This window comes from Streptomyces sp. GD-15H, assembly GCF_045291515.1.
GTDB lineage: Bacteria > Actinomycetota > Actinomycetes > Streptomycetales > Streptomycetaceae > Streptomyces.
The window spans coordinates 6488333-6512842 of the sequence record NZ_CP149447.1 but is presented as its reverse complement, the minus strand read 5'-3'; the positions used below and the strand labels follow the sequence as shown (position 1 = coordinate 6512842).

Genomic DNA, 24510 nt, shown 5'->3' with positions numbered 1-24510 from the left:
GTGTGTCGTGACCCCCTCCCAGGACCGCGTCGGCGGTCAGGGTTGACGCAGAGAGTATGACTGCTACCGGAATGGTCGAACGACTATCCGGCAAAGAAACACGTCCTTGCCGCACTTGTGCGGCCCCCGTGTGCGGAGTTGGGGCAAGGCTGTTCAATCCGTGGTCATCCTGCACCCGTCCCGCGTTGACCGTCTGCTGTCACAGTTGAGCTGTCCGTGATGTCCTGACCGCTCGACGCGAGGAGTTCGCATGTACACGCGCGCCGTTGTCGCCTCGACCACCGCGCTCCTGGGAACCACCGCCCTCCTGCTTCCCCTCTCCCCCGCGCGTGCCGCCGACAGTGGCACGCCGCCCGTGGTGATCGCCCACCGGGGCGCCTCCGGATACGCGCCCGAGAACACACTGCCAGCCGTCGACAAGGCCGCCGCACTCGGCATCGACTGGGTGGAGAACGACGTCCAGCGCACCAAGGACGGCGAACTCGTCGTCCTGCACGACGACAGCCTGGCGCGCACCACGGACGTCGAGGCGGTCTTCCCCGGCCGGTCACCGTGGAAGGTGAAGGACTTCACCGCCGCGGAGATCGCCCGTCTCGACGCGGGCAGCTGGTTCGACCCCGCGTACGCGGGCGCGCGCGTGCCGACGCTGGAGCAGTTCGTGCACCGTGTCGAGCGGCACGACCAGAAGCTGCTGCTGGAGCTCAAGAACCCGGAGCTGTACCCCGGCATCGAGCGGGAGACCCTGAAGGTCCTGAGCAACGAAGGGTGGCTCGACCGCGCGCATCTGAGGGACCGGCTGGTCGTGCAGAGCTTCAGCGCGGACAGTGTGCGGACCATCCATGAGCTGAAGCCCGGGGTGAAGACCGGCTTCATCGGTACGCCCCCTGTGGGCGACCTGCCCGCGTACGCGGGCTTCGCCGACCAGATCAATCCCCCGCACACTTCCCTGTCCAGCGGTTACGTCGCCGCGGTCCAGGCCTTCCGCGGACCGCACGGCAAACCGCTGGAGGTCCTCACCTGGACCGTGAACGACGCGGCGGCGGCCCGGCGGGTCGCGGGATTCGGGGTCGACGGGATCATCAGCAACACACCCGACGTGGTGCGGGACGCGGTGGACGGCTGACCGTCCACCGCACCACGCCCTTCGCGCCCGGCGTTGTCAGTGGCGGGTCGTACGGTGGGGCGCATGGACAGCCATGGGCGGTACGAACAGCGGGTCGTGTGGGCCGTCGTCGGCACCGGCGTCGGCCCGCTGCTGCTGGCCGCGACCCGTGAGGGCCTGGTCAGCGTCATGTTCCACGCCACCGCCGAGGTGCGCGACGGCGCACTGGAGCGGCTGGCGTCCCGGCTCGGCACCGAGCCCGTCGAGGAGCCCGGCTCCCCGCTGCTGGCCGAGGCGATACGCCAGGTCGAGGCGTACTTCGCGGGCGAGCTCCACGACTTCGACCTGCCGCTGGACTGGTCGTTGATCTCGGGGATCTCGGGTTTCAACCGCAAGGTCCTGCGGGAGCTGGCCACCGGTGTTCCCTACGGCACGGTCGTCGGGTACGGCGATCTGGCCGGGCGGGTCGGTCAGCCCGGCGGCGCCCAGGCCGTCGGCATGGCGATGGGCGCGAATCCGCTGCCGGTGGTCGTGCCCTGCCACCGGGTGGTGGAGAGCGGCGGCGGCATCGGCGGGTTCGGGGGCGGGGTGGAGACCAAGCGCCGGCTGCTCGCGCTGGAGGGTGTGCTGCCCGAACCACTCTTCTGACGGGCGCGTCAGTCGTAGTGCCGTGCTTCGAGCACGTTGCCGTCGGGGTCGCGGAAGTAGAAGCTGCGCCTGGCCGGACCGCGCGCTCCGAAGGAGTCGTGCGAGAAGTCCGTCACCGGTACGGAGCGTTCCTCGAGGCGGCCGCGCAGTGCCTCGAAGTCGTCGGCGGGCAGGGACAGACAGACGTGGTTGACGGGGTGGCCGGAGCTGTCGGCCGCGCCGGGGAGCATCGTCATACGTTCCGCCATGGTGAGCGGCATGAGGTCGAGGAGAGTCTCCTCGTTGACCCGCACCGAGGGGAAGGGCGCCTCACCCACGGAGAAGTCGGTGAGTCTGACCGGTTCCAGGCCTACCGCCTCCTCGTAGAAGCCGGTGGCGGCGATCGGGTCCCGCACCCAGAGGACGACGTGGTCGAGACGTGCCGTGCTGTCCGTCATGGGTACAGGCTCCGTGACGTCCGTGACGGGGCGCAAGGGGTTTGGGCCGGCATCCGGCCCGCCAGAGATGAGGGAGGAGCAACAGACGGGAGACGGCGCGTGATCCTGACGGTGTCCGAAGAGGTGCAGGAGGCCATCGCCGCGCGTCGGCCCGTGGTGGCCCTGGAGTCCACGATCATCGCGCACGGGCTGCCCCGGCCACGCAACCTTCGGGTGGCGACGGAGCTGGAGGCGGCGGTGCGGCAGGAGGGTGCCGTACCCGCCACGATCGCGGTGCTGGACGGGCGGCCCCGGGTCGGCCTGGACAAGGAGCAGTTGGAGCGGGTCGCGGGCGAGGACGGCATCCGCAAGCTCGGCCATCGTGATCTGCCGCTCGCGGTGGCCTCCGGGGCGAGCGGCGCCACCACGGTGTCGGCCACCGCCCTGCTCGCGGCGCTGGCGGGCGTACGGGTCTTCGCGACCGGCGGGCTCGGCGGGGTGCACCGCGAGTGGACCGTGACGCAGGACGAGTCGGCCGACCTGGGGCTTCTCGCGCGGACCCGGATCACCGTGGTGTGCGCGGGGGTGAAGTCGATCCTGGACGTACCGGCGACGCTGCAGCGGCTGGAGACCCTGGGGGTCGCGATCGCCGGGTACGGCACGGACCGCTTCCCCGGCTTCTATCTGTCGGACTCGGGGCACCCCGTGGACTGGCGGCTGGACACCCCGGAACAGGTGGCCGGGGTCATGCGGGCGCAGGACGCGCTCGGCGGGCCCGAGTCGGCGCTGATCGTGGCCAACCCTGTGCCTGAGGAGGAGCAGTTGGATCCCGGGCTGCACGCGCGCGTGCTGGGCGAGGCGCTGCGCGCGTGCGAGGCGGAGGGCGTCACCGGTCAGGCCGTCACTCCGTTCCTGCTCGACCACTTGGTGCGCCACACCGACGGTGCCTCCCTCGCCGCCAATCTGGCGGCGGTCCGGGGCAACGTACGACTGGCGGCACGCGTCGCGGCGGCCTGGGCCGGGGCGTGACAGAACCCTTGCCGGGTGACGGGACCGGTGCCGCGGGCCGGACGGCGGGGGCGGCCGGCGGACGTTCCGGTGCGCTGCTGGTCGTCGGTGACGTCCTCACCGACGTGGTGGCCCGGCACCGGGGGCCGCTCGCCCCCGGTACGGACACGGCGGCGGCGATACGGACGGTCCCCGGTGGCGCGGGAGCCAACGTGGCCTGCTGGGCGGCGTGCTGGGGCACCACGGAGGTGCGGCTGCTCGGGCGGGTGGGCGAGGACTCGGCGACGTGGCACACCCGGGAGCTGATCGCCCGCGGGGTGCGCCCCTCGCTGGTGATCGATCCGCGGGCACCGACCGGGACGGTGATCTGCCTGGTCGACGAAGGCGCGGCGGCCGAGCGGACCTTCCTCACCGACAGTGGCGCCTCGCTGCGGCTCGAACCCGGTGACTGGTCGGACGCGTTGCTGGACGGGGTGGCCCGGCTGCATCTGTCGGGGTATCTGCTGTTCGCCGAACCGAGCAGGGCGTTCGTGGCGGTGGCCATGAGGTCGGCACGCGCACGTGGAGTGCCGGTGAGCCTGGATCCGGCGTCGGCAGGTTTCCTCGCGGAGCTGGGTACGGACCGTTTCCTGGCCCTGGTCGAGGGTGTGGACGTCCTGCTGCCGAGCCGTGACGAGGCATGCCTGCTCACCGGGGTGCCCGAGGCGGCGGACGCGGCGGCCCGATTGAGCCGGCGGGTCCCACTGGTCGTGACCAAGCAGGGCGCCGAGGGGGCGCTGCTGGCCCGGTCCGGCCGGGTGTGCGCCCGCGTATCCGCCGTGGCCACGACGCCCCGGGACAGCACGGGCGCCGGCGACGCCTTCACCGGCGCGTTCCTCACCACCCTCATGGCGGGCGCCGGTCCGCAGCACGCGGCGGCGGAGGGATGCAGGGCGGGTGCGCTGGCGGTGCGGCAGGTGGGCGGCCGTCCGCCCTCACCCACGTGACGCACCACGACCGCCCGGCCGACCACTCGACCGGGTGAGCGTCCGGACACCCGACGGTCCCCGGGTCTACGCCTTGCGTCCCCAGGCCGAGATCATCGGGGCCGTCGCCAGGTCCAGGGTGCCGGAGGCGACGTTGGCGAGGTGGCGGTCGATGTCCTGGGCCGTGGCGATGCCCGCGGTGACGAGTTGGTCGCGGACGAGGCGGATGGTGGCGGATTCCAATGCCTCACAGGCCGGTGCCGCGACCGGGAAGTACGCGTCGGCCCGTACCTCGGTCAGTCCGGTCTCCCGCAGCAGGCGCGGGAGTCTGCGGCCATGGGCGAGGTCGGTTCCCCGGTCACTGAGGAGCTTGCGCAGGCCCTGCCGGAGCCGGTTCGCGAGCCGCTGTGCGGGACCGTACTCGTCCGGGCAGACCAGGGGCTGCAGGGCGGGGTCGGTGTCCTCGACCAGAAGACGCCCGCGGGGACGCAGGGCCCCGACCATCGACCGCACCGCACGCTCGCAGTCCGCCACGCCGATGAGCGGGAGCCGCACGTGCACCAGGTCGAAACCGCCCGCCGGCGGCTCCTCCGTGCCGATGTCGTGGATGCGTACCTCCACCGGCGGCCGGGCGGCCGGGGCGAGCCGGGCGATGTCGGTGCCGGTGGCCAGCACCCGTCCGGTCGGTCCGACCTTCTTGGCGAGCCAGGACACCACGGAGCCACTGCCGGCGCCGACCTCCCAGCAGCGCCAGCCGGGTCCGACGCCGACCGCTTCGAGATACCGGAACGTGGTGGGATCGAACAGGTCGGCGAAGGCGTCGAGGTGCTCCGCCGCCTCGGCCTGCCGGTGGTCGAGCGGGTACCCGTCGGTTCGCGTCATGCCGCGATCATCCCATTTGCCTGGTTTGCCCGGCACAGGTGACGCTCCGGCCCCGTGCGTGTCCACAGCCGGGAGCCAGGCGGACGGGATCGAGGGACGGGGGGTCAGCCGGTCGTGGTCCTGGCGTAGACGTTCTCGGCCCAGGTGGCGAGCTGGTCGTCCGTCAGGTGCCGGGCGAGATCGGCTTCGCTGATCATGCCGACCAGACGCTTGTCGTCGACGACGGGAAGCCGGCGGATCCGGTGCGTCTGCATCTCCTGGAGGACTTCGCTGACGTCGGCGTCCGCCTCGATCCAGCGCGGTGTCCCCTTGGCCATCTCACCCGCGGTGGTCTTGGCCGGGTCGTGGCCCATGGCGACACAGCCGACGACGATGTCGCGGTCGGTGAGGATGCCGCAGAGCCGCTCGTTCTCGTCGCTGATGGGCAGCGCGCCGACATTCAGGTCGCGCATCAGCTGGGCGGCGCGGTCGAGTGTCTCGTGGGCGGGGATCCACTGGGCGCCGCGGTGCATGATGTCTCCGGCGGTGGTCATGAGGTGCCTCCCCTACCGGATGGCCGGCGCGGCGCGGGGCGCACCGCGAGTACCGGCGCTCTCCATTGTCCACCGCGTCACCCGGGCCCCGGACTTCCGCCCGGTCCCCCGCGCATGTGCGCGTGAGGTCTCAGCCGTACCCGGTCTCAGCCGTGCCAGGCCGGGCGCTGGGGGTCGTCGGCGCGCACCAGGACGTCGGCGGTGCCGGCCGGGTCGGTCTCCTGCTCGTAGCGCTCGAAGGCGGGCAGGGTCCAGTGCCCGGACTCGGGGGTGCGGCGGCGCAGGGCGCCCGGGGAGAGCGAGACGTGGACGCTCAGGTCGAAGGGGAACCAGTGCCGCAGGAGGAGCGGGCCGTGCAGCAGCAGTACGCCGCCGGGTGGCAGCGGGACACGGGGGCTGCGGGTGGCGCGGTCGGTGACCGGGTCCCACAGGTCGGGCAGGACGCGTCCGCTCCCGCCGGGTTCGAGGGGTCCGAACACCTCGCGCCAGAGGGCGCCGGTGTCGTACCAGCCGTCGTAGTAGGACTCCAGGTCCCGGTGGCCGTACTCCAGCCGGACCGAGGCGGGACGCAGGAAACCGTCCGTGCTCACCACGAGGGAGGGGCGCCCGCGGACGCGCAGGGACTCTGCGACGCGTTCGGCGAGGTCTCCGGGGCGGCCGGCCGGGGCGCCGTCGAGGGCGACGCGCGGCCAGGGGCCGCCGTCGGCCGTCCTCAGCGTCGTCAGGCGCTCGGCGAGGAGGTCGCCGAGCCGGTCCCAGGTGATCGCTTCGAATCGCACACGGCCATGATGCGCCGGCCGCCGACGACGACGCCTCCCGCACCGGGATCTCCGCCGGAGGTGCGCTGGACGTCCGCGTATGGTCTCGCGACGCTCGGCCATGGGCACCGGGCCCGTCTCCGGCTTCGCTGGTGATGACGGTGGGCGGCGGGGAAGGGTCCCGGCCGCCGGACGGGCGGGAGTGGACGACGTGATCGAGGGACCGTACTTCGTGCTGACGGTGCTGGGGGTGCTCGGAACCGGGCTGGTGGCGGGAGCGTTCTGCTGCTTCTCGACGTTCGTGATGAGAGGGCTCGCGGCGTTGCCGCCCGCGCGGGGCGTGGCCGCGATGCAGTCGATCAACGTGGCCGCGGTGCGGGCGCCCTTCATGCTGGTGTTCCTCGGCTCGGCACTGCTGTGCGTGACGATCGCCGTGGTGACGTGGGTGAGGTGGCCGGACGAGGGCGCGGTCGGACTGCTGGCCGGCAGCGCGCTGTATCTGTTCGGCGGGTTCGGGGTCACCCTGGTCGCGAACGTGCCGCGCAACAACGTGCTGGCCGGGCTCGCCCCGGGCACCGCGGACGCCTCCGCGTACTGGACCGCCTATGTGCGCGAGTGGACGCTGTGGAACCACGTGCGCACGGTCGCCTCGGCGGGTGCCGCGGTGGTCTACGTACTGGCCCTCACCTGACGGAGGCGGAAAGCGCTGTCCGCAGTCCTGCGGGCACACTGGAGCAGCCGTATCGTGGCCAAGGAGCAGAGCGCCGGGGAGAGCGCATCCGAGGGATGCCGCCCCACGGCCGAGGAGCGCCGCCCCACGACGCCTGGCCCGTCACCCGCGCACGCAAGGAAGACGGCCATGGCCGATCCCAAGGGTTTCCTGACCACGCCGCGCCAGGACTGGCCGCGCAGGCCCGTCGAGGAGCGGGTCCGTGACTGGAACGAGGTCTACGTCCCCGGCGCGCTGCTGCCCCTCGTCAGCCGGCAGGCCGACCGCTGCATGGACTGTGGCGTCCCCTTCTGCCACGAGGCGTGCCCGCTGGGCAATCTGATCCCCGACTGGAACGACCTGGTCTCGCGCGAGGACTGGCGGGCCGCGGCGGAGCGGCTGCACGCCACGAACAACTTCCCCGAGTTCACCGGCAGACTCTGCCCGGCGCCCTGCGAGGCGGGATGTGTGCTGGCCATCAACCAGCCCGCCGTCACCATCAAGAACGTCGAGTGCGCCATCGCCGACCGCGCCTGGGAGGAGGGCTTCGCCGCACCGGCCCCGCCGGACCGGCTCTCCGGCCGGACGGTGGCGGTGATCGGCTCGGGCCCCACCGGTCTGGCCGCGGCCCAGCAGCTGACCCGGGCCGGTCACACGGTCGCCGTGTACGAGCGGGACGACCGGATCGGCGGGCTGATGCGGTACGGCATCCCCGAGTTCAAGATGGAGAAGCGTCATCTGGAGCGGCGCGTCGAGCAGATGCGGGCCGAGGGGACGAAGTTCCGTACGTCCACGACGGTCGGGCGCGATGTCGACGCCGCCGAGCTGCGGGCGCGTTACGACGCCGTGGTGATCGCCACCGGAGCGACCGCGTGGCGTGAACTGACCGTACCGGGACGGGAACTGACCGGTGTTCACCAGGCCATGGAATACCTGCCGCTCGCCAACCGGGTCTGTGCGGGGGATCTGGAGACGTCCCCGCTGTCCGCCGCGGGCAGGGATGTCGTCATCGTCGGCGGCGGCGACACGGGCGCCGACTGTCTGGGTACGGCCGTGCGGGAGGGAGCGGCGTCCGTGACCCAGCTGGACATCTACGACCGGCCGGGCACCGCTCGCGACGAGGACACCGAGCCCTGGCCGACGTACCCGAAGCTCTACCGGCTGTCCGCCGCGCACGAGGAGGCCCGCGCCCTGCGGACGGCACCGGCGGCCGCCGAGGACTCGGACGCGCGGCTGTTCGCGGCGTCCACGCTACGCCTCACCGGCGACGCGAACCGGCGGGTCCGGGCGCTGCACCTGGTCGAGGTGGACGCGGAGCGCCGCCCCGTACCGGGCACCGAACGTGTTCTCCCGGCCGACCTCGTCCTCCTCGCGCTCGGCTTCTCCGGACCGGACCGGGGGGACGGGCTCGTCAGCGGGCTCGGTCTGGAGCTGGAGCCGCGCGGAACGATCGCGCGCGACGCCGGCTTCGCCACGAATGTGCCGGGCGTGTTCGCCGCGGGGGACGCCGCCCGTGGGCAGTCGCTGATCGTGTGGGCGATCGCCGAGGGCCGGGCGGTGGCGGCGGCCGTCGACCGTCACCTGACCGACGGCACCACCCGGCTCCCGGCTCCCATCGGCCCGTACGACCGCCCGATGACGGTATGACGCGCCGACGGGAGCCACCCGCGGACGACCCGCACGGCCCACGCGATCCGCGATCCGCGCGAGCTACGACCCGCGGGCTACGACCTACGCCTTGCGCCCCACCGCCCCGTATCCCGGGATCACCCCGTCGTCCTGGCCGGGCACGGGCTCGCCCAGCTCGGGATGCCACCTGTGGGGCACCTGGACACCGGGTTCGACCAGTTCGAGGCCGTCGAAGAGACGGGTGAACTCCTCGCGGGAGCGCAGGGCCAGGGTGACGCCCGCGGCCTTGAGCTTCTCGGTGGCCGCCTTCGATTCCTCGGGGGTGAAGTCGGAGGTCGCGTGGGAGATCACCAGGTGGCTGCCGGAGGGCAGGTCGGCCAGGAGCCGTCCGACCAACTCGTGGGCGCCGTCCTCGTCGGAGACGAAGTGCAGCAGCGCGATGAGCGACAGTGCGATCGGCTGGTCGAAGTCGAGGATCTTCCGCGCGCCCTCCAGGATGGTTTCCGGCTCGCGCACGTCGGCCTGGAGGTACTCGGTCACCCCCTCGTCCGTGCCGCGCAGCAGCGCCCCGGCGTGGGCCAGCACGATGGGGTCGTTGTCGCAGTAGACGACGCGGGCGTCGGGTGCGGTCTGCTGGGCGATCTGGTGGAGGTTGGGCTCGGTGGGGATGCCGGTGCCGATGTCGAGGAACTGGCGTATCCCCTGGCCGGCCAGCCAGCGCGTGGCGCGCTGCATGAAGGCGCGGTTCACCCGGGCCATCACCGGCACTCTCGGGTCGAGGGCGAGCATCTGCCTGCCCATGGCCTCGTCGACCGGGTAGTTGTCCTTCCCGCCGAGGTACCAGTCGTACATCCGCGCGGTGTGCGGCTTGCTCGTGTCGATCTCGACGGGGTGCTTCTGCCCGGTCATGACGAACTCCGTAAGTGTCTGCAACTGTTAGTGATCAATTCAGTGCCAAGCCGGCGGGACGTGCGGAAGAGGGGGAACAGGCCAACGGGGAAAGCAAGGTCGGAAGGCAGAGGTAGGACGGTCAGCAAGCGTCAGGACAGCAGGAAATCCGCCTCTCCCGCCTTCGCTCCCTCGATGAAGGCCGTCATCTCGGCCGAGGTGTAGATCAGCGCCGGTCCGTCCGGGTCGGTGGACTGCCGTACGGCGATCCGGCCGTCGTCGAGCTTCATCGCCTCCAGGCAGTTGCCGCCGTTGCCGCCGCTCCACGGCTTGTGCCAGCCCTCGCTGCCCAGCTCCCGCGCGGGCATGCCGTTGTAGATCCGCCCGGTGCGGACCCGCGGCTTGGGCAGCGGGAGGGGGGAGCCCAGCGCCATGGACAGGGACTTGAGGTGGTTCATTCACAGCTCCTTGCGGAGATCCCTGAGGATCACCTTCGTGCGATGTGCTGTGGCGGCCTGCGCCGCCATGCGGTCCATGACCTCGAGGTGGGTCGCCACCTCGGCACGCGCGTCCAGGTAGACGGCGCCGGTCAGGTACTCGCTGTAGACCATGTCCGGCAGTTCGGGCATGCCGAATCGGAACAGCACGAACGGCCCGTACGTACCGGGGTGCGGCCCGCCGGCGAACGGGGCGACCTGCAGCGTCACGTTGGGCATCTTCGTGACGTCGAGAAGTCTGTCGATCTGGGCACGCATCACCTCCGGGCCGCCGACCGGGCGGCGCAGCACCGTCTCGTCCATGACGACCCACAGCCGGGGCGCGTCGTCACGGGTGAGCAGCTCCTGCCGTTGCATGCGCAGGGCGACGTGACCCTCGATGTCCTCGGGACGGGTCTGCCCGATGGCACCCGAGCGCAGCACGCCACGCGCGTAGTCCTCGGTCTGCAGCAGTCCGGGGACGAAGTGGGGCTCGTAGCTGCGGATGAGGGTAGCCGCGCCCTCCAGGCTGACGTACATCGAGAACCAGCCGGGCAGGATCTCGTGGAAGCGCTGCCACCAGCCGGGCCGGTTGGCGTCCTCGGCCAGTTGCACGAAGGCCTCGGCCTCCTCGTCGGAGACGCCGTACGCCTTCAGCAGCATCTGGAGGTACGGGATCTTGAGCGCGACCTCGGCCATCTCCATGCGGCGGACCGTGGCGGGAGCGACGCGAAGGACGCGAGCGGCCTCCTCACGCTTGAGGCCGGCGCTTTCCCGCAGATCCAGCAGACGCCGGCCGAGGACGACCTGGCCGACCGTCGGCGCGGACCGCGGTTCACTCACGCTCCACCTCCACGAAAAGGGTTCCTGACAGCCCGGCGGCGCCAATCCGGGAGCTGTTCGAAGAACCATTCACCCATTCGAACATTTCTTCGGCAGCCTCAACTGGCGCCGCGCGGGGTGCTGTTGCGAGCAGTGTGCCACGGCCATCCAAACCGTCACACAGCACTCTGGATTTTTCAGAGTGACACTTGCCAAGTGTGCAGGGCGGGGCGATAGTGGCAGGCGTGATTCCGTCCGTGCCCTTAGGAACAGACGCCGCTGCGAGCCTCTTCGGTCTCGGCCCCGCCCCGGGAGCCACCGACCCCGCAGGGGCTGCCGCCCAACGCCGGTTCCGTTTCGAACTGGCCGCCCATCCGGGTTCCCCCGCGCAGGCCAGACGCCTGACGAGGGCCCGGCTGACCGGCTGGTCGGTCTGCGAGGACACCTGCGACACGGCGGCCCTGGTCGTCTCCGAGCTCGTCACCAACGCCATCGTGCACACCGCGAGCAGCCACATCGTCTGCGAGCTGCACGACGGCGACGGCCTGGTGCGCATAGCCGTACGGGACGAGGGCTGCGCCCCCGGCCGGCCCCGGGCGAACACCCGGCAGCAGCCGGAGGAGGAGCACGGAAGGGGTCTGCTTCTCGTCGACGCCATGTGCCACGCCTGGGGCGCCCACGAGCACGGTCCCGGACTGCTGGTCTGGGCCGAGCTGCCCCGCAAGGCGGACACGCCGCGCCCTCCCGACGAGCCGCACAACGACCTCGGCTGGGGCGAGCGGCCCAAGCCGGGCCCCTCCGACGGCTCGGACGACGGCGAGAAAGCCCAGCAGCGGCACCGCGCCGCGGCGGCCCCAAAGCCCGCGACATCCGCGAGGGCCCCGAACGCACATCAGCGCGAGCGCATATCCACGCGCCGTCACAGCCGGGACGGAGGGCGGGCGTGACGGGCGCTCGAATACTGAGTCTGAACACGCTGGTCCACCTCCAGCGCGGGCTGCACGCCCCGGTCGCACTGCCCCGGCGACTGCCCGTCCCCGACGGGATGACGGCGCCGATGGGCTGCGACGCGGTGGCGGTACCGGCCCGTTTCGGACCGCTGGTCATGCCCCGGCTGCCCCGGGTGGGGTGCGTCTACGCCGATGAGGCGCACTGGTGGTGGCTGGTTCCGTCCGATTCCGACTACGCCCTGGAGTGGCCCGCCCCCGCGCGCTACGACACCGGTGCCGTCGTGCCCGATGCCCCGGACCTCCCCCACCTGATCCACCGCCCCGACTGCACGCTCCCGTACACCCCGCCTATACCGCTCTACCTGGCGGTGTGCCGCCTGACGGGCACCACCCCGAGCTGGTCCCGCCCGGTCACGGCCTAGTGCCGTGTGGATCAGCCCACGCGGCCGCGTGGGCGCCGCCGTCGCCTCTGCGGACGATCACCAGGAACATGTCGGTCGCGAGGTCCATGACGACCTCGGCGGGCAGGCCCTCCAGACGCCGCGCCCGCGCGAACTCCTCCGCCGGCCAGGACCCCCGCGGCCCACCCGCGGGAAAGCGTTCAAGCACCGTTCGCCCGTTCACCTGCTGCCTCCCATCCGGCGTGTACTCGTAGAGTTAAACGCCAACGACGGGGGAACGCCTCGCCCAGTGACGCTACTGAGACGTAGTTGAAATCCGTTCACCGCCAGGAGTGAGCGAGCTCTCCCTTCTCCCGGACATGCGGTCACCGTCCGTACGAGATGTCGTACCCCTCGTACTCGTCTTCCTCGTCTTCCTCGTCGTGATAGCGGATGCGCTCGCTGCCCGCAGGCGCTCCGAAAGCCGACGCGCGCCCCCTGGGCTCCTCCCACTCCTCCTGCCGTCCGAGTGCCGTGAGGTCCAGCAGGGTGGTCGAGCCGAGTCCGTTGAGGCCGCGTTCGTAGGTCGAGTAGGTGTGGAAGACCCGGTCCCCCTCCCACAGGAAGCAGCTGAGGCCGGGCCGTTCGACCAGTGGCAGGCCAAACCTGTCGGCTTCGTGTCCTACGGGGGCCTGGCCGGCGGCCTGCGCGCGGTCGAGCATCTGCGACTGGTCTTCGCCGAACTGCACAGCGTCACGATGCGGGACACGGTGAGCTTCCACAACGCGTGGGAGAACTTCGCCGAGGACGGCTCACTGCTGCGGCCCGAGATCCCCGAGGGAGCGGGCAAGGCGATGCTGGACCAGCTGACCTGGTGGGGGCGGACGCTGCGAGCCGGGCGCGCCCACGCCGCGTACGGAGCGCGATGAGCACCGCCCTCCCGGCGCGGACCGGGGAAGAGGCGGGAGCGGGGGGCCGCCCCTGCCCGCCGTCCCCCGGCACGCCCTGGCCCTCGCGGGCGTCGTGGTGCTCGGCTCGTTCATGACGGTGCTCGACATGACCATCGTCAATGTCGCCCTGGGCCACCTCTCACGCGCCTTCGACGCGCCCCTGTCCGTCGTCCAGTGGACGGTGACCGGCTACTCGCTGGCGCTGGCGACCGTCATCCCGGTCACCGCGTGGGCGGTGGGCCGGTACGGCGCCAAGCGGGTCTTCCTCACCGCCGTCGCGCTCTTCACCGTCGGCTCGGGGCTCACCGGCCTCGCCTGGAACGTCGGTTCGCTGATCGCGTTCCGCGTGGTGCAGGGACTCGGCGGCGGCATGATCGTGCCCGTCGCCATGACGGTCGTCCTGCGCGCCGCTCCGCCGGAACGCACGGGCACGATGATGGGCGTCCTCGGCATCCCCGTCCTCGTCGGCCCGATGGCGGGTCCGGTCCTCGGCGGCGTCCTCACCGACGCGCTGTCCTGGCGCTGGATCTTCTTCGTCAACGTCCCGGTCGGCGCCCTCGCCCTGCTGCTCGGAGCCCGGGTCATGTGCGGCGACGGCGAGCGGACCGGCCGCCCGCTGGACCTGGCCGGACTGCTGACGCTCCCCCCGGGCCTGGCCCTCCTGCTGTACGGGCTGACCCTGGGCGGTGAGCGCGGCGGTTTCGGCGCCCCCGGGGCCGTCGTCCCGGTCGTCGCCGGTGCGGTGCTGGTGGCCGCCTTCGCGGTGCGGGCGCTGCGGGCGGCCCACCCCCTGCTCGACCTGCGGCTGCTGCGGAGGGCGTCGGTCGGCCGTGCGGTGGCGACCATGGTGCCGTTCTCGGCCGCGTACTTCGGTTCGATGATCCTGGTGCCGCTGTACTGGCAGCAGGAGCGCGGTCTGTCCGCCACGCAGGCCGGACTGCTGATGGTGCCCCAGTTCCTGTGCAGCGGCACGGTGATGCAGATCTCCAGCCGGATCTCGGACCGTATGGCGCCGCGCACGATCGTCGTACCGGGCGTCCTGGTCGCCGTCACGGGCTTCCTTGCCTTCGCCGTCCAGGCCGGCTCCGACGTCCCGTACTGGCGCCTGGTCGCCTCCCTCGCCGTCATGGGCACCGGGGTCGGCATGACGAACATGCCCGTCATCGCCTCCGCCACGCGCGGTCTCGCGGACACCGAGGTCGCCGCCGGCAGCACGGCGCTGAACATCGTCTCCCAGGTGGCCGCGTCCGTCGGCACGGCACTGACGGCTTCGCTGCTGACGGCGACGGACGGATTCCGTACGACACTGCTGTGCGGGGCGGGCCTGATGGCGCTGGCGCTGCCGATGGCCGTGCGCCTGCCGAAGCACCGGCCGTGAACACGAACGCCGGGCCGTCAGGAAGACCGAGTCGTTCCTGGTTCCGGTGCCGGACCACTGCCGGCGGGAGAAGGCGCGCGGCCGACGCGGGGTCAAGGCCGTGCTGCTGTATCCGGTGAACGCGCTCGCCACCGACCAGGCGGGCGGATCGGCGAGTACCTCGCGGAGCCGGACCTCGCCCAGGTCACGGCGGGGCTGTACATCGGCGACCGGCCGGACACCGACTTCCGGCGGGTGCTGACCCGGCGCGAGGAGATGCGCGTCTCGCCGCCGGACGTGCTGATCACCGACTACGAGGTGCTCGACCTGCTGCTCCAGCGCGGCGGGAACCGGCCGTTGTGGCAGGACACGGAGATCGCGTATGTGGTGCTGGACGAGTTCCACACCTACGAAGGAGCGCAGGACACGGACTGGCGCAGCAGCGCTTCGGCGTCGACGACCGCCCGGACGAGATCGTCCGGGCTCCGCGTCAGGCCTTCCGTCAGCGCGTCCACGTCGGTCAGCCCCGCCCGCTCGACCAGCCCCTTCTCATTCGTCACCCACTCCCCCCGCGCCGCCATCACCGCGTGCGCGGTGTGGGTCGCGGCGACGGCGATGGCTCCCGCGACCTGGGTGAGGGCACCCTTGGGGGCGTGGCCGGCCTTGGCGTAGGCGAGGGTGGCGGTGGCCGTGCCGTACCAGCGGGGCGGGGCGGTCTCGCGCAGGGCCTGCGGGTAGGCGGCGGGGCGGGGGAGGTCGCCGCGCAACGTTCTGTTGATCGCGAGCTCCGCGACGAGCAGGTACGTCGGGATGCCGGCAAGGTGGAACATCAGCGGTTCCACCCGGAAGCGGCCGTGTTCCGCCTCGGTCAGCTCGTGCTCGACGACGTCGAGGTCACGGTAGTGGACGTCGACGCGGCGCCCGTCGACGCTCAGCCAGGCGCCGCCGTTGAAGATGCCGCCACCCCAGCCGCCGATCTCGGAGACCTCTCCCTTCCAGCCGATCGCGCGCAGGTCGTCCGGGTCGAAGGCTCCCCGGTAGTAGACCGCCAAGTCCCAGTCGCTGTCGGGCCGTTCGGTGCCCTGGGCGCGTGAGCCGCCGAGGGTGACGGCCCGGACGCCGGGAAGGGCGGCGAGCCGGTCGGCGGTCGCGTCGAGGAAGGCCCGGTCGGACGGAGAGGGCGACACGGTGGCGGCTCCTGGCAGTCGACAACGGTCATCGGGCAGTGCGGTCGGCCGACGAGCAGGGTACGGGGACGCCCGCGCACGGTCGAACGACATACCTGGCGGCGAGACGTCGCGGTGGTGCGCGGGCCCGTCAGGCACCGGATCGGTCGCCCCGGCCGTGCCGCCACGCATCGTCTGACGCGCCGGGCGCCTTCGCACATCCGGCACAGCGGGAAACACCGCACTCTTGTCATGCCCGGCACATCATGGTCATCATGATGCGTCGTCACGTTGTGCGCACAACTCCTCACCCACAGGAGATGTTTCACATCAGGCGGCGCAACCCCCCACGTCATCCTTCCTTCACCGGTGGGCAAACCCCGCCCTCCCAGATCAAGGAGACCCGTGGCATCCTCTCGAAGATCTCCACGTCGGACCGCTCTGGCTTCTCTGGCAGCCCTGGTGTTATTGCCCTGGGGCGCCGGAGTCGCGGCAGCCGCCGAGCCAGTCGCCCCCACGGCGCAGGAGTTGCTGAGCGCCAAGGCCGAGCAGAAACTGCTCAAGCAGTTGGACGAGAAGGACAAGACGACCTTCTGGGTCGTCATGAAGAAGGAAGCCGACCTTTCCGTCGCCGAGCGCGCCGAGGGCAAGACGGCCAAGGCCAAGGCCGTGCTCACGGCCAAGAAGAAGGTCGCGCAGGACACCCAGTCAGGTGTCCTCAAGGCGGCCGGGGCGGCCGGATCGGACGCCGTCCCGTACTGGATCGACAACTCCGTCAAGGTCGTCGGCGACATGGAGCTCGCCGCGAAGATCGCCGAGCTGCCCGAGGTGCAGGCGATCGAGGCCGACCAGACGATCAAGCTCGACACACCGGCCGAGGGCAGCAGTGAGCCGACCGTCGACGGCGTCGAGTGGGGTGTCGACCGGATCAACGCCCCGCAGGTGTGGAGCACGTACGGCGTGCGCGGTGAGGGCGTCGTCATCGCCAACATCGACAGCGGCGTCCAGTACGACCACCCGGCGCTCACGGACCAGTACCGGGGCCGCAACGCCGACGGCTCCTTCTCCCATGACTACAACTGGTTCGACCCGGCCAACGTGTGCGCGGGCGACAGCCCCTGCGACAACAACGGCCACGGCACCCACACCATGGGCACCATGGTCGGCGACGACGGCAGCGGCAACCAGATCGGTGTCGCCCCCGGCGCCACCTGGATCGCCGCCAAGGGCTGCGAGAGCAGCAGCTGCTCCCGCGCGTCCCTGCTCGCCTCCGGGCAGTGGGTGGTCGCGCCGACCGACGCCGACGGCGCCAACCCCCGGCCCGATCTGGCCCCGGACATCGTGAACAACTCGTGGGGATCGAGCGTTCAGGATCCCTGGTACCAGGACGTGGTGACCTCCTGGCGGACGGCGGGCATCTTCCCCGCCTTCTCCAACGGCAACAGCGGCCCCGGCTGCAACACGGCGGGCTCCCCCGGTTCCTACGTCAGCAGCTACGCGAGCGGCGCGTTCGACAGCGGTAACGCCATCGCGAGCTTCTCCTCACGCGGCACGGGCGAGAACGGCACCATCAAGCCGAACCTGGCCGCGCCCGGCGTCAATGTCCGCTCCGCCTACACGGGCGGTGGCTACAGCTCGCTGAGCGGTACGTCGATGGCGTCCCCGCACACCGCCGGTGCCGTCGCTCTGGTCTGGTCCGCGTCGGCCTCCCTGCACGGCGACGTGTCGGCCACTGAGGCGCTCCTCGACGGCACCGCGATCGACGTGTCCGCCCTGACCTGTGGTGGTACCGCGGAGGACAACAACGTCTTCGGTGAGGGCCGGCTCGACGCCTACGCCGCGGTGAGCGACGCCCCGCGCGGCGCGACCGGTTCCCTGACCGGCACCGTCACCGTCGCGGGCGACGCCGTCGCGGGCGCCCAGGTCGTCGCCGACGGACCGATCGACCGTACGGTCGTCACCGACGCCGAGGGCGACTACACCTTCCCCGCCCTCTCGGTGGGCGAGTACGACCTGACGGTCAAGAAGTTCGGTCACACCGACGCGACCGGCACGGCAGCCGTCAGCGACGGTCAGAACACGGTGCGGGACTTCACCCTCACCGCCGCTCCGTCCGCCAAGGTGTCCGGCACCGTCACCTCCTCGACGGGCCCCGCGGGCGGCGCCGAGCTGTCCTTCGCCGGCACGCCGGTGACCGCCACCGCGGACGCCCGGGGCCGCTACGAGGCGACCCTGCCGCACGGCACGTACACGCTGAACGCCACGCACGACTCGCGCTGTGTGACGCCGGGGAGCGCGGAGGTGTCGGTGACCGGTGACACGGTTGCCGATGTGCGCCTGCCCGACCGTCTCGACACCTTCGGCACGGCGTGCGCCACCGGCGCCGAGCCCTGGGTGGCGGGCACCGAGAAGCTGAACCTGAGCGGTGACTCCGCCAACGTCAAGATCGATCTGCCGTTCCCGGTTCCGTTCTACGGCAAGACCTACCAGTCGGCCTGGGTCAGCACCAACGGATACCTGAACTTCCTCGCGGCCAACTCCAGCAACGCCAACACCACTCTGCCCCGCACCACCACCCCGAACGCGGCTCTCTACCCGTTCTGGGACGACCTGCTGGTCCGCGCCGACGCCGGCGGCGTCTACACCACGGTCAGAGGCGAGTACCCGAACCGGACGCTCGTCGTCGAGTGGCGGGACATCGTGAACTGGTACGACCAGGGCGTCCCGTTCTCCTTCTCCGCCGAGATCGGCGAGGACGGCTCCGTCACCTACCGGTACAAGGACATCGCCGACACCACCGGCGGCTACTCCACCGGCAGGAGCGCCACCGTCGGCGTCGAGAACGCCACCGGTACGGACGCCTTCGAATACTCCTACAACTCCGAGGCGATCTCCGACGGCCTCAGCGTCGCCTTCCGCACGACGAAGTCCGGTGTCGTGCTCGGCACGGTCACGGACGACAACGACAACGGGCCGGTGTCCGGCGTCGAGGTGGCCACGGGCTCGACGAACACCACGACGGACTCCGACGGCAGGTACGCGCTGCAGCTGGACACGGGCGCGCACACGCTGGCGTTCTCGGCCACGGGATACACCGGCGAGGAGAAGGCCGTCACCGTGGAGCCGGGCCGCGCCGCCGACGCGAGTGCCTCCCTGGCCACCGGCCGGGTCGCGCTCGACCAGAAGCAGGTCACGGTCATCGCCCCCGCCGACCAGACGCGGGAACGGACGGTGACCCTGTCCAACACCGGTTCCGCGACCCCGTACACGATCGTCGAAGCCGTCGACGGCGCGGCGCGGGACGTGCCGTGGCTCACGGTCTCGCCCGCCCGGGGCGACCTGGCGAAGGGCGCCGAGCAGACGTCGAAGCTCGGCTTCGACACCACGGGCCACAAGCCCGGCGACGTGCTCTCGGCGGACCTGCTGGTGCGTTCCGACAGCGGGCGTGCCCCGGAGCTCAAGGTCCCGGTGAAGCTGGTCGTTCCCGGCTACCAGCAGGCGCTCGACAGCGGCACCGGCTCCTCGTCGACGGACGCCCGCGGCGACAGCTGGCAGCCGGACCGGGCGTACGGCAACGGGCCCTTCGGGTACCTCGGCACCACGAAGACGAAGTCGACGAAGGAGGCGATCGCCGGTACTCAGGACCCCCAGCGGTTCACGACGGCCCGTGAGGGCATGCACGAGTACCGCTTCGGCAACGTTCCGAACGGCGTATACACCGTGGAGCTGGACTTCGCGGAGCTGTCGTCGACGAAGCCGACCGCCCGGGTCTTCGACGTGGTCGCGGAGGGCAAGGAGGTCGAGCCGAGTCTGGACATCGCCCTTGAGGCCGGCACCTACACCGGCTCTGCAGCGCACCTACACGGTGACGGTCACCGACGGAGTGCTGAACGTCCGCTTCGTCGCGAACTCGGGCAAGACACTGGTGAACGCCATCCGCGTCACCGAACGGCCCGACCTTTCGTGAGCCGTACGCGGCACTGAGCACCACGGCCCGTCCCGCGCCCGTCGCGGGACGGGCCCCGTTCCTGCTCCTCCTCTTGCCCTGCGACGGCGCCTGTACCGAACCCTCAGGGTTCGGTACAGGCGCGACGGAGCGAAATACGGATGCGGTGGCGCGTCGTGTGCCCCCATGCTCGGTGGGTCGTCTGCCCCGTCCCTCTCGAAGACCGGAGCTCCTGTGATCCAGCGCGTCACCGTCCCGAGTCTCTTCCCGCCGCCCGCCCACTCCCACGCCTCCGTCGTCGAGGCCGGCACCCGGCTGGCGTTCCTCGCCGGGTCCGTTCCGCTCGACGCCGGCGGGAAACTCGTCGGGGAGGGCGATCCGGTGCGGCAGGCCGAGCGGGTGGTGGCCAACCTCGAGGAACAACTGCGCGCGGTGGGCAGCGACTTGCAACATGTCGTGGTGACGGACGTGTACGTCGTGAGCAGTGAGCCCGCGGTGCTCTCCGCCGTGTGGGACGTGGTGGAAGCGTCCGGGCTGAGCGCCGGGCCCCACTCGTCGACCCTGATCGGTGTGGCCTGTCTCGGCTACACCGGGCAGCTCGTCGAGATCACCGCGACGGCCGTCGTCCCGGACACGACGGCGGTGGTCTCGTGAGGGCCGACGACCGGGCCGTGACGCTGCGCCGGGCCGTTTCGCCCGACGATGCCGACGCCGCGGCCGACGTCTGGCTGCGGTCCTTCACCGCCGCGCTGCCGAGCGTGGTCCGGCCGCGGTCCGACGACGAGGTGTACGGCTACTTCCGTCACGTCCTCGTGCCGCTGCACGAGACATGGGTGGCGGAGGCGGAGGGCGGCGGTGTCGTCGGTGTGATGGTGCTGGAGGGTGAGGAGGTGGAGCAGTTGTACCTCGCCCCCGAATGGCGCGGGCGCGGGATCGGTGACCGTTTCGTCGCGCTGGCCAAGGAACGCGGCCCGCAGGGCCTTTCCCTGTCGACCTTCCAGATCAACGCGCCCGCGCACCGCTTCTACGAGCGGCACGGCTTCAAGGCCGTGGAGTGGACGGACGGCAGCGGGAACGAGGAGCGGGAGCCGGACGTGCGGTACGTGTGGCGGCCGTAGGGCGGATCGTCAGTCCTGGGGCGCGCGTACTGGTCGGTCGCTGCCACCAGTACGTCGTCCCCGGTCGCTCCGGCGTCGTGCCCGGCCTCGTTCACCACCACCAGTTCGCTGTCCGGCCAGGCGTGGTGGAGGCGCCAGACGAGGCCGAGGAGGTTGCCGAAGTCGAGACTGCCCTGGACCAGGGTGCCGGGGATGCCCTTCAGCAGGTGCGCGTCGCGGAGGACCACACCCTCGTCGTTTCCCTCGCCCAGGAAGTGGTCGTGGCCCCAGTAGTGGGTGACGGTGCGGGCGAAGCCCATGCGGAACTCCGGGTCCTCGAACCGCCCGACCGAGCCGGGCGGCGCGGGGATCGTCGCCGTCTCCCAGTCGGTCCAGGCCCGCGCGGCCCGTTCTCTCACTTCCGGCTCGGGGGACTCCAGCAGTCTGCTGTAGGCGGCGGCCAGGTTGCCGTCGCGCTCGTCGGCGGGCAGTCCGCCGACGAAGCGTGCGAAGGCCTCCGGGAAGAGTTTTCCCAGTCCTCGGGTCAGCAGGGCCACTTCGGGGTGGGAACCGGTGGCCACTCCCGTCAGCACCAGCTCGGACACCGCCCTGGGGTGCGTCTGCGCGTACCGCAGTCCCAGGACCGATCCCCACGACGCGCCCCACACCAGCCACCGCTCGATCCCGAGGTGGGCGCGCAGCCGCTCCAGGTCGGACATGAGGTGGGCGGTCGTGTTGACGCTCATGTCGGTGGCGGGGTCGGCGGCGCGGGGTGTCGAGCGTCCGGCGCCGCGCTGGTCGAGCAGCACGATGCGGTATGCGGCGGGATCGAAGTAGCGCCGGAGGCCGGGGCTCGTACCGCTTCCCGGGCCGCCGTGCAGGACCAGCGCGGGTTTGCCGTGCGGGTTCCCGCAGGTCTCCCAGTACACGCGGTTGCCGTCACCGACGTCGAGCATGCCGTGGTCGTACGGTTCGATCTCCGGATACAGCCCCATCGCGGCACCGTAGCGGACCGTGCCGCGCGGGCTCCTCTCATTTCCGCGTGGGCAGCCCCGCCGTCTCGGCCGCCGCGCGGAGTACCTCCCGGAGCATTTCGGGGGTGAGTTTACCGGTGAAGGTGTTGCGCTGGCTGACGTGGAAGCAGCCGAAGAGGTGCAGGGCGGCGGGAGCGTCCTGGGGGTTCAGGGTGACGTGGGTGCCGTGGGCGAAGGCCGGGCGGGGTCGGGGCACGGTCCAGCCCGCCTCGGTGAACGCGGGGAGCGCGGCCTGCCAGCCGAAGGCACCGAGGATGAGCGCGGCCCGCAGCGTCGGCCGCAGCAGACGCAGTTCCCGGACCAGCCAGGGCCGGCAGGTGTCCCGTTCCCCGGGGGTCGGCTTGTTGGCGGGCGGGGCGCAGTGCACGGGTGAGGTGATGCGTACGCCGTACAGTTCCAGACCGTCCCGGGCGTGCGTGGCTGTCGGCTGTGAAGCGAGCCCGATGTCGTACAACGCCTCGTACAGCACGTCGCCGGAGCGGTCCCCGGTGAACATCCGGCCGGTGCGGTTGCCGCCGTGCGCGGCGGGCGCCAGCCCGACGATCAGCAGCCGGGCGTCCGGCGGCCCGAATCCCGGCACCGGCCGGCCCCAGTACGTCCAGTCGGCGAACGCGGCGCGCTTGGTACGGGCGACCTCCTCCCGCCAGTCCACCAACCGCGGGCAGGCACGGCAGCCGGCGATGCGCCGGTCGAGGTCGGAAAGGTCCGCGAGGGCGTGGCTGTCGGGTGGGCCGGGCAGGCCGCTGGGGTCCACGGTTCCACGGTAGGACGGACCGCCGCCCGCGGGCTCACGGCACCGGCTGGGTGGTGCCGCGCGCCGCCGTCGTCACGGCGGGCCGGTCGGGCTCGCGCAGCCACAGGAGAGTTCCCGAGAGCAGCATGGCCGCCGTCAGCAGCCAGGGCAGCGGTCCGGGGCTCATGGCTCCCACGGCCACGCCGGTGAGCGCGCCGACCGACTGCTGGGCGAGGGACTGGACGGACAGCGCGGTGGCCCGGCCGGTGCTGGAGACGCGCTGGTGCAGCAGGTCGTTCTCGTTCGGGCCCGCCACGCCGAACCCGAGGTAGACCAGTCCGAAGCCGACCACGACGAAGCCGGTGGCGAGGGGATGGGGGAAGGCGGCGGTCACACCGAGCAGCACCAGCCCCGTCGCACTCGTGCCGAGGCCGGCCAGTACCGCCCGCGCTCCGCTGCCGGTGACCCGGGCCGTGAAGGGTGCGAGGTGGCTGCCGACGCCCGCGCAGACGAACCCTCCGAAGGCGAGCGCGGCGAACAGCATGGCTCCGGACTCGGAGGCGCCGGTCAGCGTCACGGCCCGCCCCGGCATGAGCAGTTCGATCGCGGCCAGGGCGCCGCCCGCCGCGGCGGCGCTGAGCAGGATCCGGCGGACCAGGGCATCTCTGCCGCCCAGGCGCACTCCGTCCAGGGCGGCGCCCGGGATGCCGCGCAGCACCGAGCGCGCGGTGGCCGGCGGCCGGGGTGGCTCGCGCAGGGCGGTCAGGACGTAGCAGGCGAGGACGATCTCGACCGCCGCACCCAGTAGTACGGGGACGGACAGGGGCAGCACCGCCCGGGACGTCGCCTCGGCCAGGCGTGCGCCGAGGTCGGGGCCCCGGCCCAGCAGCCAGGGCAGGGCCCCGCCGAGCAGGAGGCCGGCGGCGAGCGCCGCGGAGGTCGCGGAACTACCGCGCGCGAGGCCGGTGCGCAGGTCGGCGTCGGGCCGGCGGACGCCTGGACGGTGTCCACGTACCAGGCTTCCGCCGGACCGCTGCCAGTGCGCGGGCGGTGCCCATCAAGACCATGCCGAGGGCGAGGGCCCAGGCGGTGGTGCCGAGGGCATGGATCAGCAGCGCGATCGCGTTGAGCCCGCCCGCCACGGCCAGGACGGGGCGCCGCCCGAGGACGTCGGAGAGTCCTCCGGTGGGCAGTTCCAACGCGGCCACGGTGAGGGAGTGAGTGGCGTAGAACCCCGCGATCGCGGCGAGGGCCATGCCCCGCTCGGTGAACAGCAGCACCAGCGGGGCCATCGCCAGGCCCGGGGGCAGCCAGAACAGCGCGCAGACGGTGACGTAGCGGCGCCGGGCCGTCCGGATCTCCGGCGACTCGTCACTCACGACGTTCCCTCGGGGTCGGCGGGCGCATCGGCGGACGCTGAGACTGTCGGGTCGGCGGGCGCATCGGCAAGGGGTGCGAGGGGCAGTCCGGCGGTGACGAGCACGACTCGTGCGGCGCGGGGGTCGTCGGCGTCGCGTGCGGTGAGTTCGGCCAGCTTGCCGTCGACGACGTCCCACAGTTCGGCGAGCGACTCGGGGGTGAGCCGGGGCATCAGGTCGCCGATCCCGGACGGCTCGACCCACTCCTGCCCCAGTCGCCCGGCGGCGAGGTCGGCCTCGTGCCGGACGAGGGACACCTCCAGGTACTCGATCTGCCGCCGCCGCGCCATGCCGACGTAGGCGCGGCCCGCCGCCGAGGACTCCATCGCCTCGTTGCTCCAGGAGGTGAGAGTGTGCACGGCCCGCCAGCGCCGTTCCCGCCCGTCGCGGTGTTCGGCCTCGGCGATGAACTCGTACTTCGCCAGCACCCGCAGGTGGTAGCTGGTCGACGCCGACGACTCCCCCGTCCGCTCGGCCAGCTCGCTGGCGGTGGCCGGCCCGTCCTGCCGCAGCAGCCCGAGCAGCCGGATCCGCAACGGATGCGTGAGCGCCTTCAGCGCGGCGGTGTCCCGCTCGGGGTCCAGTACCCGCCTCTGCTCGTCACTCATCATGCGGCGAGCGTAGGCCGGACCCCCAATATTCC

The 24510-nt window shown here is 71.9% G+C and carries 27 protein-coding genes and 2 pseudogenes; 14 read left to right on the top strand and 15 right to left on the bottom strand.

What is annotated here, in order from left to right; genetic code table 11:
* Positions 1-250: 250 nt before the first annotated feature.
* Together WJ438_RS30730 and WJ438_RS30725 are read left to right on the top strand one after the other, a co-directional pair.
* Entirely contained in the window at positions 251-1123 is an 873-nt protein-coding gene (locus tag WJ438_RS30730) for a glycerophosphodiester phosphodiesterase (RefSeq protein ID WP_406728111.1), read from the top strand.
* A gap of 63 nt (positions 1124-1186) precedes the next feature.
* Positions 1187-1750, top strand: a complete 564-nt coding sequence (locus WJ438_RS30725) for a methylated-DNA--[protein]-cysteine S-methyltransferase (RefSeq protein WP_406728110.1) — start codon at positions 1187-1189, stop codon at positions 1748-1750.
* 8 nt (positions 1751-1758) lie between these two features.
* Here WJ438_RS30725 and WJ438_RS30720 read toward each other — a convergent pair whose 3' ends face one another.
* Positions 1759-2187 (bottom strand): VOC family protein, encoded by a 429-nt coding sequence (locus WJ438_RS30720; RefSeq protein WP_406728109.1) that lies wholly within the window; start codon positions 2185-2187, stop codon positions 1759-1761.
* Between the two features lie 99 nt (positions 2188-2286).
* Here WJ438_RS30720 and WJ438_RS30715 point away from each other — a divergent pair, with 99 nt between their 5' ends.
* Together WJ438_RS30715 and WJ438_RS30710 are read left to right on the top strand one after the other, a co-directional pair.
* Positions 2287-3195, top strand: a complete 909-nt coding sequence (locus WJ438_RS30715) for a pseudouridine-5'-phosphate glycosidase (protein ID WP_406728108.1) — start codon at positions 2287-2289, stop codon at positions 3193-3195.
* Positions 3196-3203: 8 nt separating this feature from the next.
* Positions 3204-4160 (top strand): carbohydrate kinase family protein, encoded by a 957-nt coding sequence (locus WJ438_RS30710; protein WP_406729859.1) that lies wholly within the window; start codon positions 3204-3206, stop codon positions 4158-4160.
* A 66-nt stretch (positions 4161-4226) separates the two neighbouring features.
* On the opposite strand, the gene WJ438_RS30705 is transcribed toward WJ438_RS30710, so the two are convergent.
* The 3 genes from WJ438_RS30705 to WJ438_RS30695 all read right to left on the bottom strand — a co-directional run bounded on the left by WJ438_RS30705 (position 4227) and on the right by WJ438_RS30695 (position 6333).
* Positions 4227-5021, bottom strand: coding sequence for a methyltransferase domain-containing protein (locus WJ438_RS30705; RefSeq protein WP_406728107.1), 795 nt, complete (start codon positions 5019-5021; stop codon positions 4227-4229).
* 104 nt (positions 5022-5125) lie between these two features.
* Entirely contained in the window at positions 5126-5554 is a 429-nt protein-coding gene (locus WJ438_RS30700) for a CBS domain-containing protein (protein ID WP_406728106.1), read from the bottom strand.
* Between the two features lie 146 nt (positions 5555-5700).
* On the bottom strand, positions 5701-6333 hold the full coding sequence (locus WJ438_RS30695; protein WP_406728105.1) for a uridine kinase: 633 nt from the start codon (positions 6331-6333) through the stop codon (positions 5701-5703).
* 190 nt (positions 6334-6523) lie between these two features.
* Between WJ438_RS30695 and WJ438_RS30690 the strand changes: the two genes are divergently transcribed.
* Both WJ438_RS30690 and WJ438_RS30685 read left to right on the top strand, forming a co-directional pair.
* Positions 6524-7003 (top strand): DUF1772 domain-containing protein, encoded by a 480-nt coding sequence (locus WJ438_RS30690; RefSeq protein WP_406728104.1) that lies wholly within the window; start codon positions 6524-6526, stop codon positions 7001-7003.
* Positions 7004-7171: 168 nt separating this feature from the next.
* Positions 7172-8668, top strand: coding sequence for a glutamate synthase subunit beta (locus tag WJ438_RS30685; RefSeq protein WP_406728103.1), 1497 nt, complete (start codon positions 7172-7174; stop codon positions 8666-8668).
* A gap of 84 nt (positions 8669-8752) precedes the next feature.
* Here WJ438_RS30685 and WJ438_RS30680 read toward each other — a convergent pair whose 3' ends face one another.
* The 3 genes from WJ438_RS30680 to WJ438_RS30670 form a co-directional block, all read right to left on the bottom strand.
* Positions 8753-9559 (bottom strand): SAM-dependent methyltransferase, encoded by an 807-nt coding sequence (locus tag WJ438_RS30680; RefSeq protein WP_406728102.1) that lies wholly within the window; start codon positions 9557-9559, stop codon positions 8753-8755.
* A 131-nt stretch (positions 9560-9690) separates the two neighbouring features.
* Positions 9691-9972, bottom strand: coding sequence for a DUF397 domain-containing protein (locus tag WJ438_RS30675; RefSeq protein ID WP_406729858.1), 282 nt, complete (start codon positions 9970-9972; stop codon positions 9691-9693).
* Positions 9973-9996: 24 nt separating this feature from the next.
* Positions 9997-10857 carry a helix-turn-helix domain-containing protein gene (locus tag WJ438_RS30670; RefSeq protein ID WP_406728101.1) on the bottom strand — a complete coding sequence of 287 codons (861 nt, stop codon included), beginning with the start codon at positions 10855-10857 and terminating at the stop codon, positions 9997-9999.
* A 188-nt stretch (positions 10858-11045) separates the two neighbouring features.
* On the opposite strand from WJ438_RS30670, the gene WJ438_RS30665 reads away from it, so the two are divergent.
* Together WJ438_RS30665 and WJ438_RS30660 are read left to right on the top strand one after the other, a co-directional pair.
* Positions 11046-11783 (top strand): ATP-binding protein, encoded by a 738-nt coding sequence (locus tag WJ438_RS30665; protein ID WP_406728100.1) that lies wholly within the window; start codon positions 11046-11048, stop codon positions 11781-11783.
* A gap of 50 nt (positions 11784-11833) precedes the next feature.
* The gene (locus WJ438_RS30660) at positions 11834-12208 is read left to right on the top strand and encodes a hypothetical protein (protein ID WP_406729857.1); all 375 of its coding nucleotides are present in this window, start codon (positions 11834-11836) and stop codon (positions 12206-12208) included.
* On the opposite strand, the gene WJ438_RS30655 is transcribed toward WJ438_RS30660, so the two are convergent.
* Together WJ438_RS30655 and WJ438_RS30650 are read right to left on the bottom strand one after the other, a co-directional pair.
* The gene (locus tag WJ438_RS30655; RefSeq protein ID WP_406728099.1) at positions 12198-12410 is read right to left on the bottom strand and encodes a hypothetical protein; all 213 of its coding nucleotides are present in this window, start codon (positions 12408-12410) and stop codon (positions 12198-12200) included. The two genes, WJ438_RS30660 and WJ438_RS30655, sit on opposite strands and share 11 nt — an antisense overlap.
* Positions 12411-12552: 142 nt before the next feature.
* Positions 12553-12921, bottom strand: a pseudogene (locus WJ438_RS30650) (DUF899 family protein); the annotation flags it as partial.
* Here WJ438_RS30650 and WJ438_RS30645 point away from each other — a divergent pair.
* The 3 genes and pseudogenes from WJ438_RS30645 to WJ438_RS30635 all read left to right on the top strand — a co-directional run.
* Entirely contained in the window at positions 12844-13095 is a 252-nt protein-coding gene (locus WJ438_RS30645) for an NADPH-dependent FMN reductase (protein WP_406728098.1), read from the top strand. The pseudogene WJ438_RS30650 and the gene WJ438_RS30645 overlap by 78 nt on opposite strands.
* 52 nt (positions 13096-13147) lie before the next feature.
* Positions 13148-14494: a DHA2 family efflux MFS transporter permease subunit gene (locus WJ438_RS30640; protein WP_406729856.1), complete on the top strand. Its 1347-nt coding sequence runs from the start codon at positions 13148-13150 to the stop codon at positions 14492-14494.
* A 22-nt stretch (positions 14495-14516) separates the two neighbouring features.
* Positions 14517-14905, top strand: a pseudogene (locus WJ438_RS30635) (DEAD/DEAH box helicase); the annotation flags it as partial.
* Here the strand turns inward: WJ438_RS30635 and WJ438_RS30630 are convergent.
* Complete coding sequence (locus tag WJ438_RS30630) at positions 14881-15660, bottom strand: nucleotidyltransferase family protein (protein WP_406728097.1); 780 nt, start codon at positions 15658-15660, stop codon at positions 14881-14883. The pseudogene WJ438_RS30635 and the gene WJ438_RS30630 sit on opposite strands and share 25 nt — an antisense overlap.
* A gap of 441 nt (positions 15661-16101) precedes the next feature.
* Between WJ438_RS30630 and WJ438_RS30625 the strand changes: the two genes are divergently transcribed.
* The 3 genes from WJ438_RS30625 (at position 16102) to WJ438_RS30615 (ending at position 20703) form a co-directional block, all read left to right on the top strand.
* Complete coding sequence (locus WJ438_RS30625) at positions 16102-19623, top strand: S8 family serine peptidase (RefSeq protein ID WP_406728096.1); 3522 nt, start codon at positions 16102-16104, stop codon at positions 19621-19623.
* Positions 19624-19819: 196 nt separating this feature from the next.
* Positions 19820-20239: a RidA family protein gene (locus WJ438_RS30620; RefSeq protein WP_406728095.1), complete on the top strand. Its 420-nt coding sequence runs from the start codon at positions 19820-19822 to the stop codon at positions 20237-20239.
* Positions 20236-20703: a GNAT family N-acetyltransferase gene (locus tag WJ438_RS30615; RefSeq protein WP_406728094.1), complete on the top strand. Its 468-nt coding sequence runs from the start codon at positions 20236-20238 to the stop codon at positions 20701-20703. The genes WJ438_RS30620 and WJ438_RS30615 overlap by 4 nt, the downstream gene beginning before the upstream one ends.
* Here the strand turns inward: WJ438_RS30615 and pip are convergent.
* From pip to WJ438_RS30590, 5 genes are all read right to left on the bottom strand, one after another.
* Positions 20610-21677, bottom strand: a complete 1068-nt coding sequence (pip, locus tag WJ438_RS30610) for a prolyl aminopeptidase (RefSeq protein WP_406728093.1) — start codon at positions 21675-21677, stop codon at positions 20610-20612. The genes WJ438_RS30615 and pip overlap by 94 nt on opposite strands.
* 37 nt (positions 21678-21714) lie before the next feature.
* Positions 21715-22470: a uracil-DNA glycosylase gene (locus WJ438_RS30605; protein ID WP_406728092.1), complete on the bottom strand. Its 756-nt coding sequence runs from the start codon at positions 22468-22470 to the stop codon at positions 21715-21717.
* Between the two features lie 34 nt (positions 22471-22504).
* Positions 22505-23281, bottom strand: a complete 777-nt coding sequence (locus WJ438_RS30600) for a hypothetical protein (protein ID WP_406728091.1) — start codon at positions 23279-23281, stop codon at positions 22505-22507.
* A 115-nt stretch (positions 23282-23396) separates the two neighbouring features.
* Complete coding sequence (locus tag WJ438_RS30595; protein ID WP_406728090.1) at positions 23397-23828, bottom strand: hypothetical protein; 432 nt, start codon at positions 23826-23828, stop codon at positions 23397-23399.
* Positions 23825-24478 (bottom strand): ArsR/SmtB family transcription factor, encoded by a 654-nt coding sequence (locus WJ438_RS30590; protein ID WP_406728089.1) that lies wholly within the window; start codon positions 24476-24478, stop codon positions 23825-23827. The genes WJ438_RS30595 and WJ438_RS30590 overlap by 4 nt, the downstream gene beginning before the upstream one ends.
* Positions 24479-24510 lie beyond the last annotated feature (32 nt).

Bases quoted from the DNA above. Each gene is read 5' to 3' on its own strand.
- WJ438_RS30705 (WP_406728107.1), bottom strand. From the start codon at position 5,021: ATGACGCGAACCGACGGGTACCCGCTCGACCACCGGCAGGCCGAGGCG.
- WJ438_RS30700 (WP_406728106.1), bottom strand. From the start codon at position 5,554: ATGACCACCGCCGGAGACATCATGCACCGCGGCGCCCAGTGGATCCCC.
- WJ438_RS30590 (WP_406728089.1), bottom strand. From the start codon at position 24,478: ATGATGAGTGACGAGCAGAGGCGGGTACTGGACCCCGAGCGGGACACC.
- WJ438_RS30725 (WP_406728110.1), top strand. From the start codon at position 1,187: ATGGACAGCCATGGGCGGTACGAACAGCGGGTCGTGTGGGCCGTCGTC.
- WJ438_RS30680 (WP_406728102.1), bottom strand. From the start codon at position 9,559: ATGACCGGGCAGAAGCACCCCGTCGAGATCGACACGAGCAAGCCGCAC.
- WJ438_RS30675 (WP_406729858.1), bottom strand. From the start codon at position 9,972: ATGGCGCTGGGCTCCCCCCTCCCGCTGCCCAAGCCGCGGGTCCGCACC.
- pip (WP_406728093.1), bottom strand. From the start codon at position 21,677: ATGGGGCTGTATCCGGAGATCGAACCGTACGACCACGGCATGCTCGAC.
- WJ438_RS30720 (WP_406728109.1), bottom strand. From the start codon at position 2,187: ATGACGGACAGCACGGCACGTCTCGACCACGTCGTCCTCTGGGTGCGG.
- WJ438_RS30685 (WP_406728103.1), top strand. From the start codon at position 7,172: ATGGCCGATCCCAAGGGTTTCCTGACCACGCCGCGCCAGGACTGGCCG.
- WJ438_RS30730 (WP_406728111.1), top strand. From the start codon at position 251: ATGTACACGCGCGCCGTTGTCGCCTCGACCACCGCGCTCCTGGGAACC.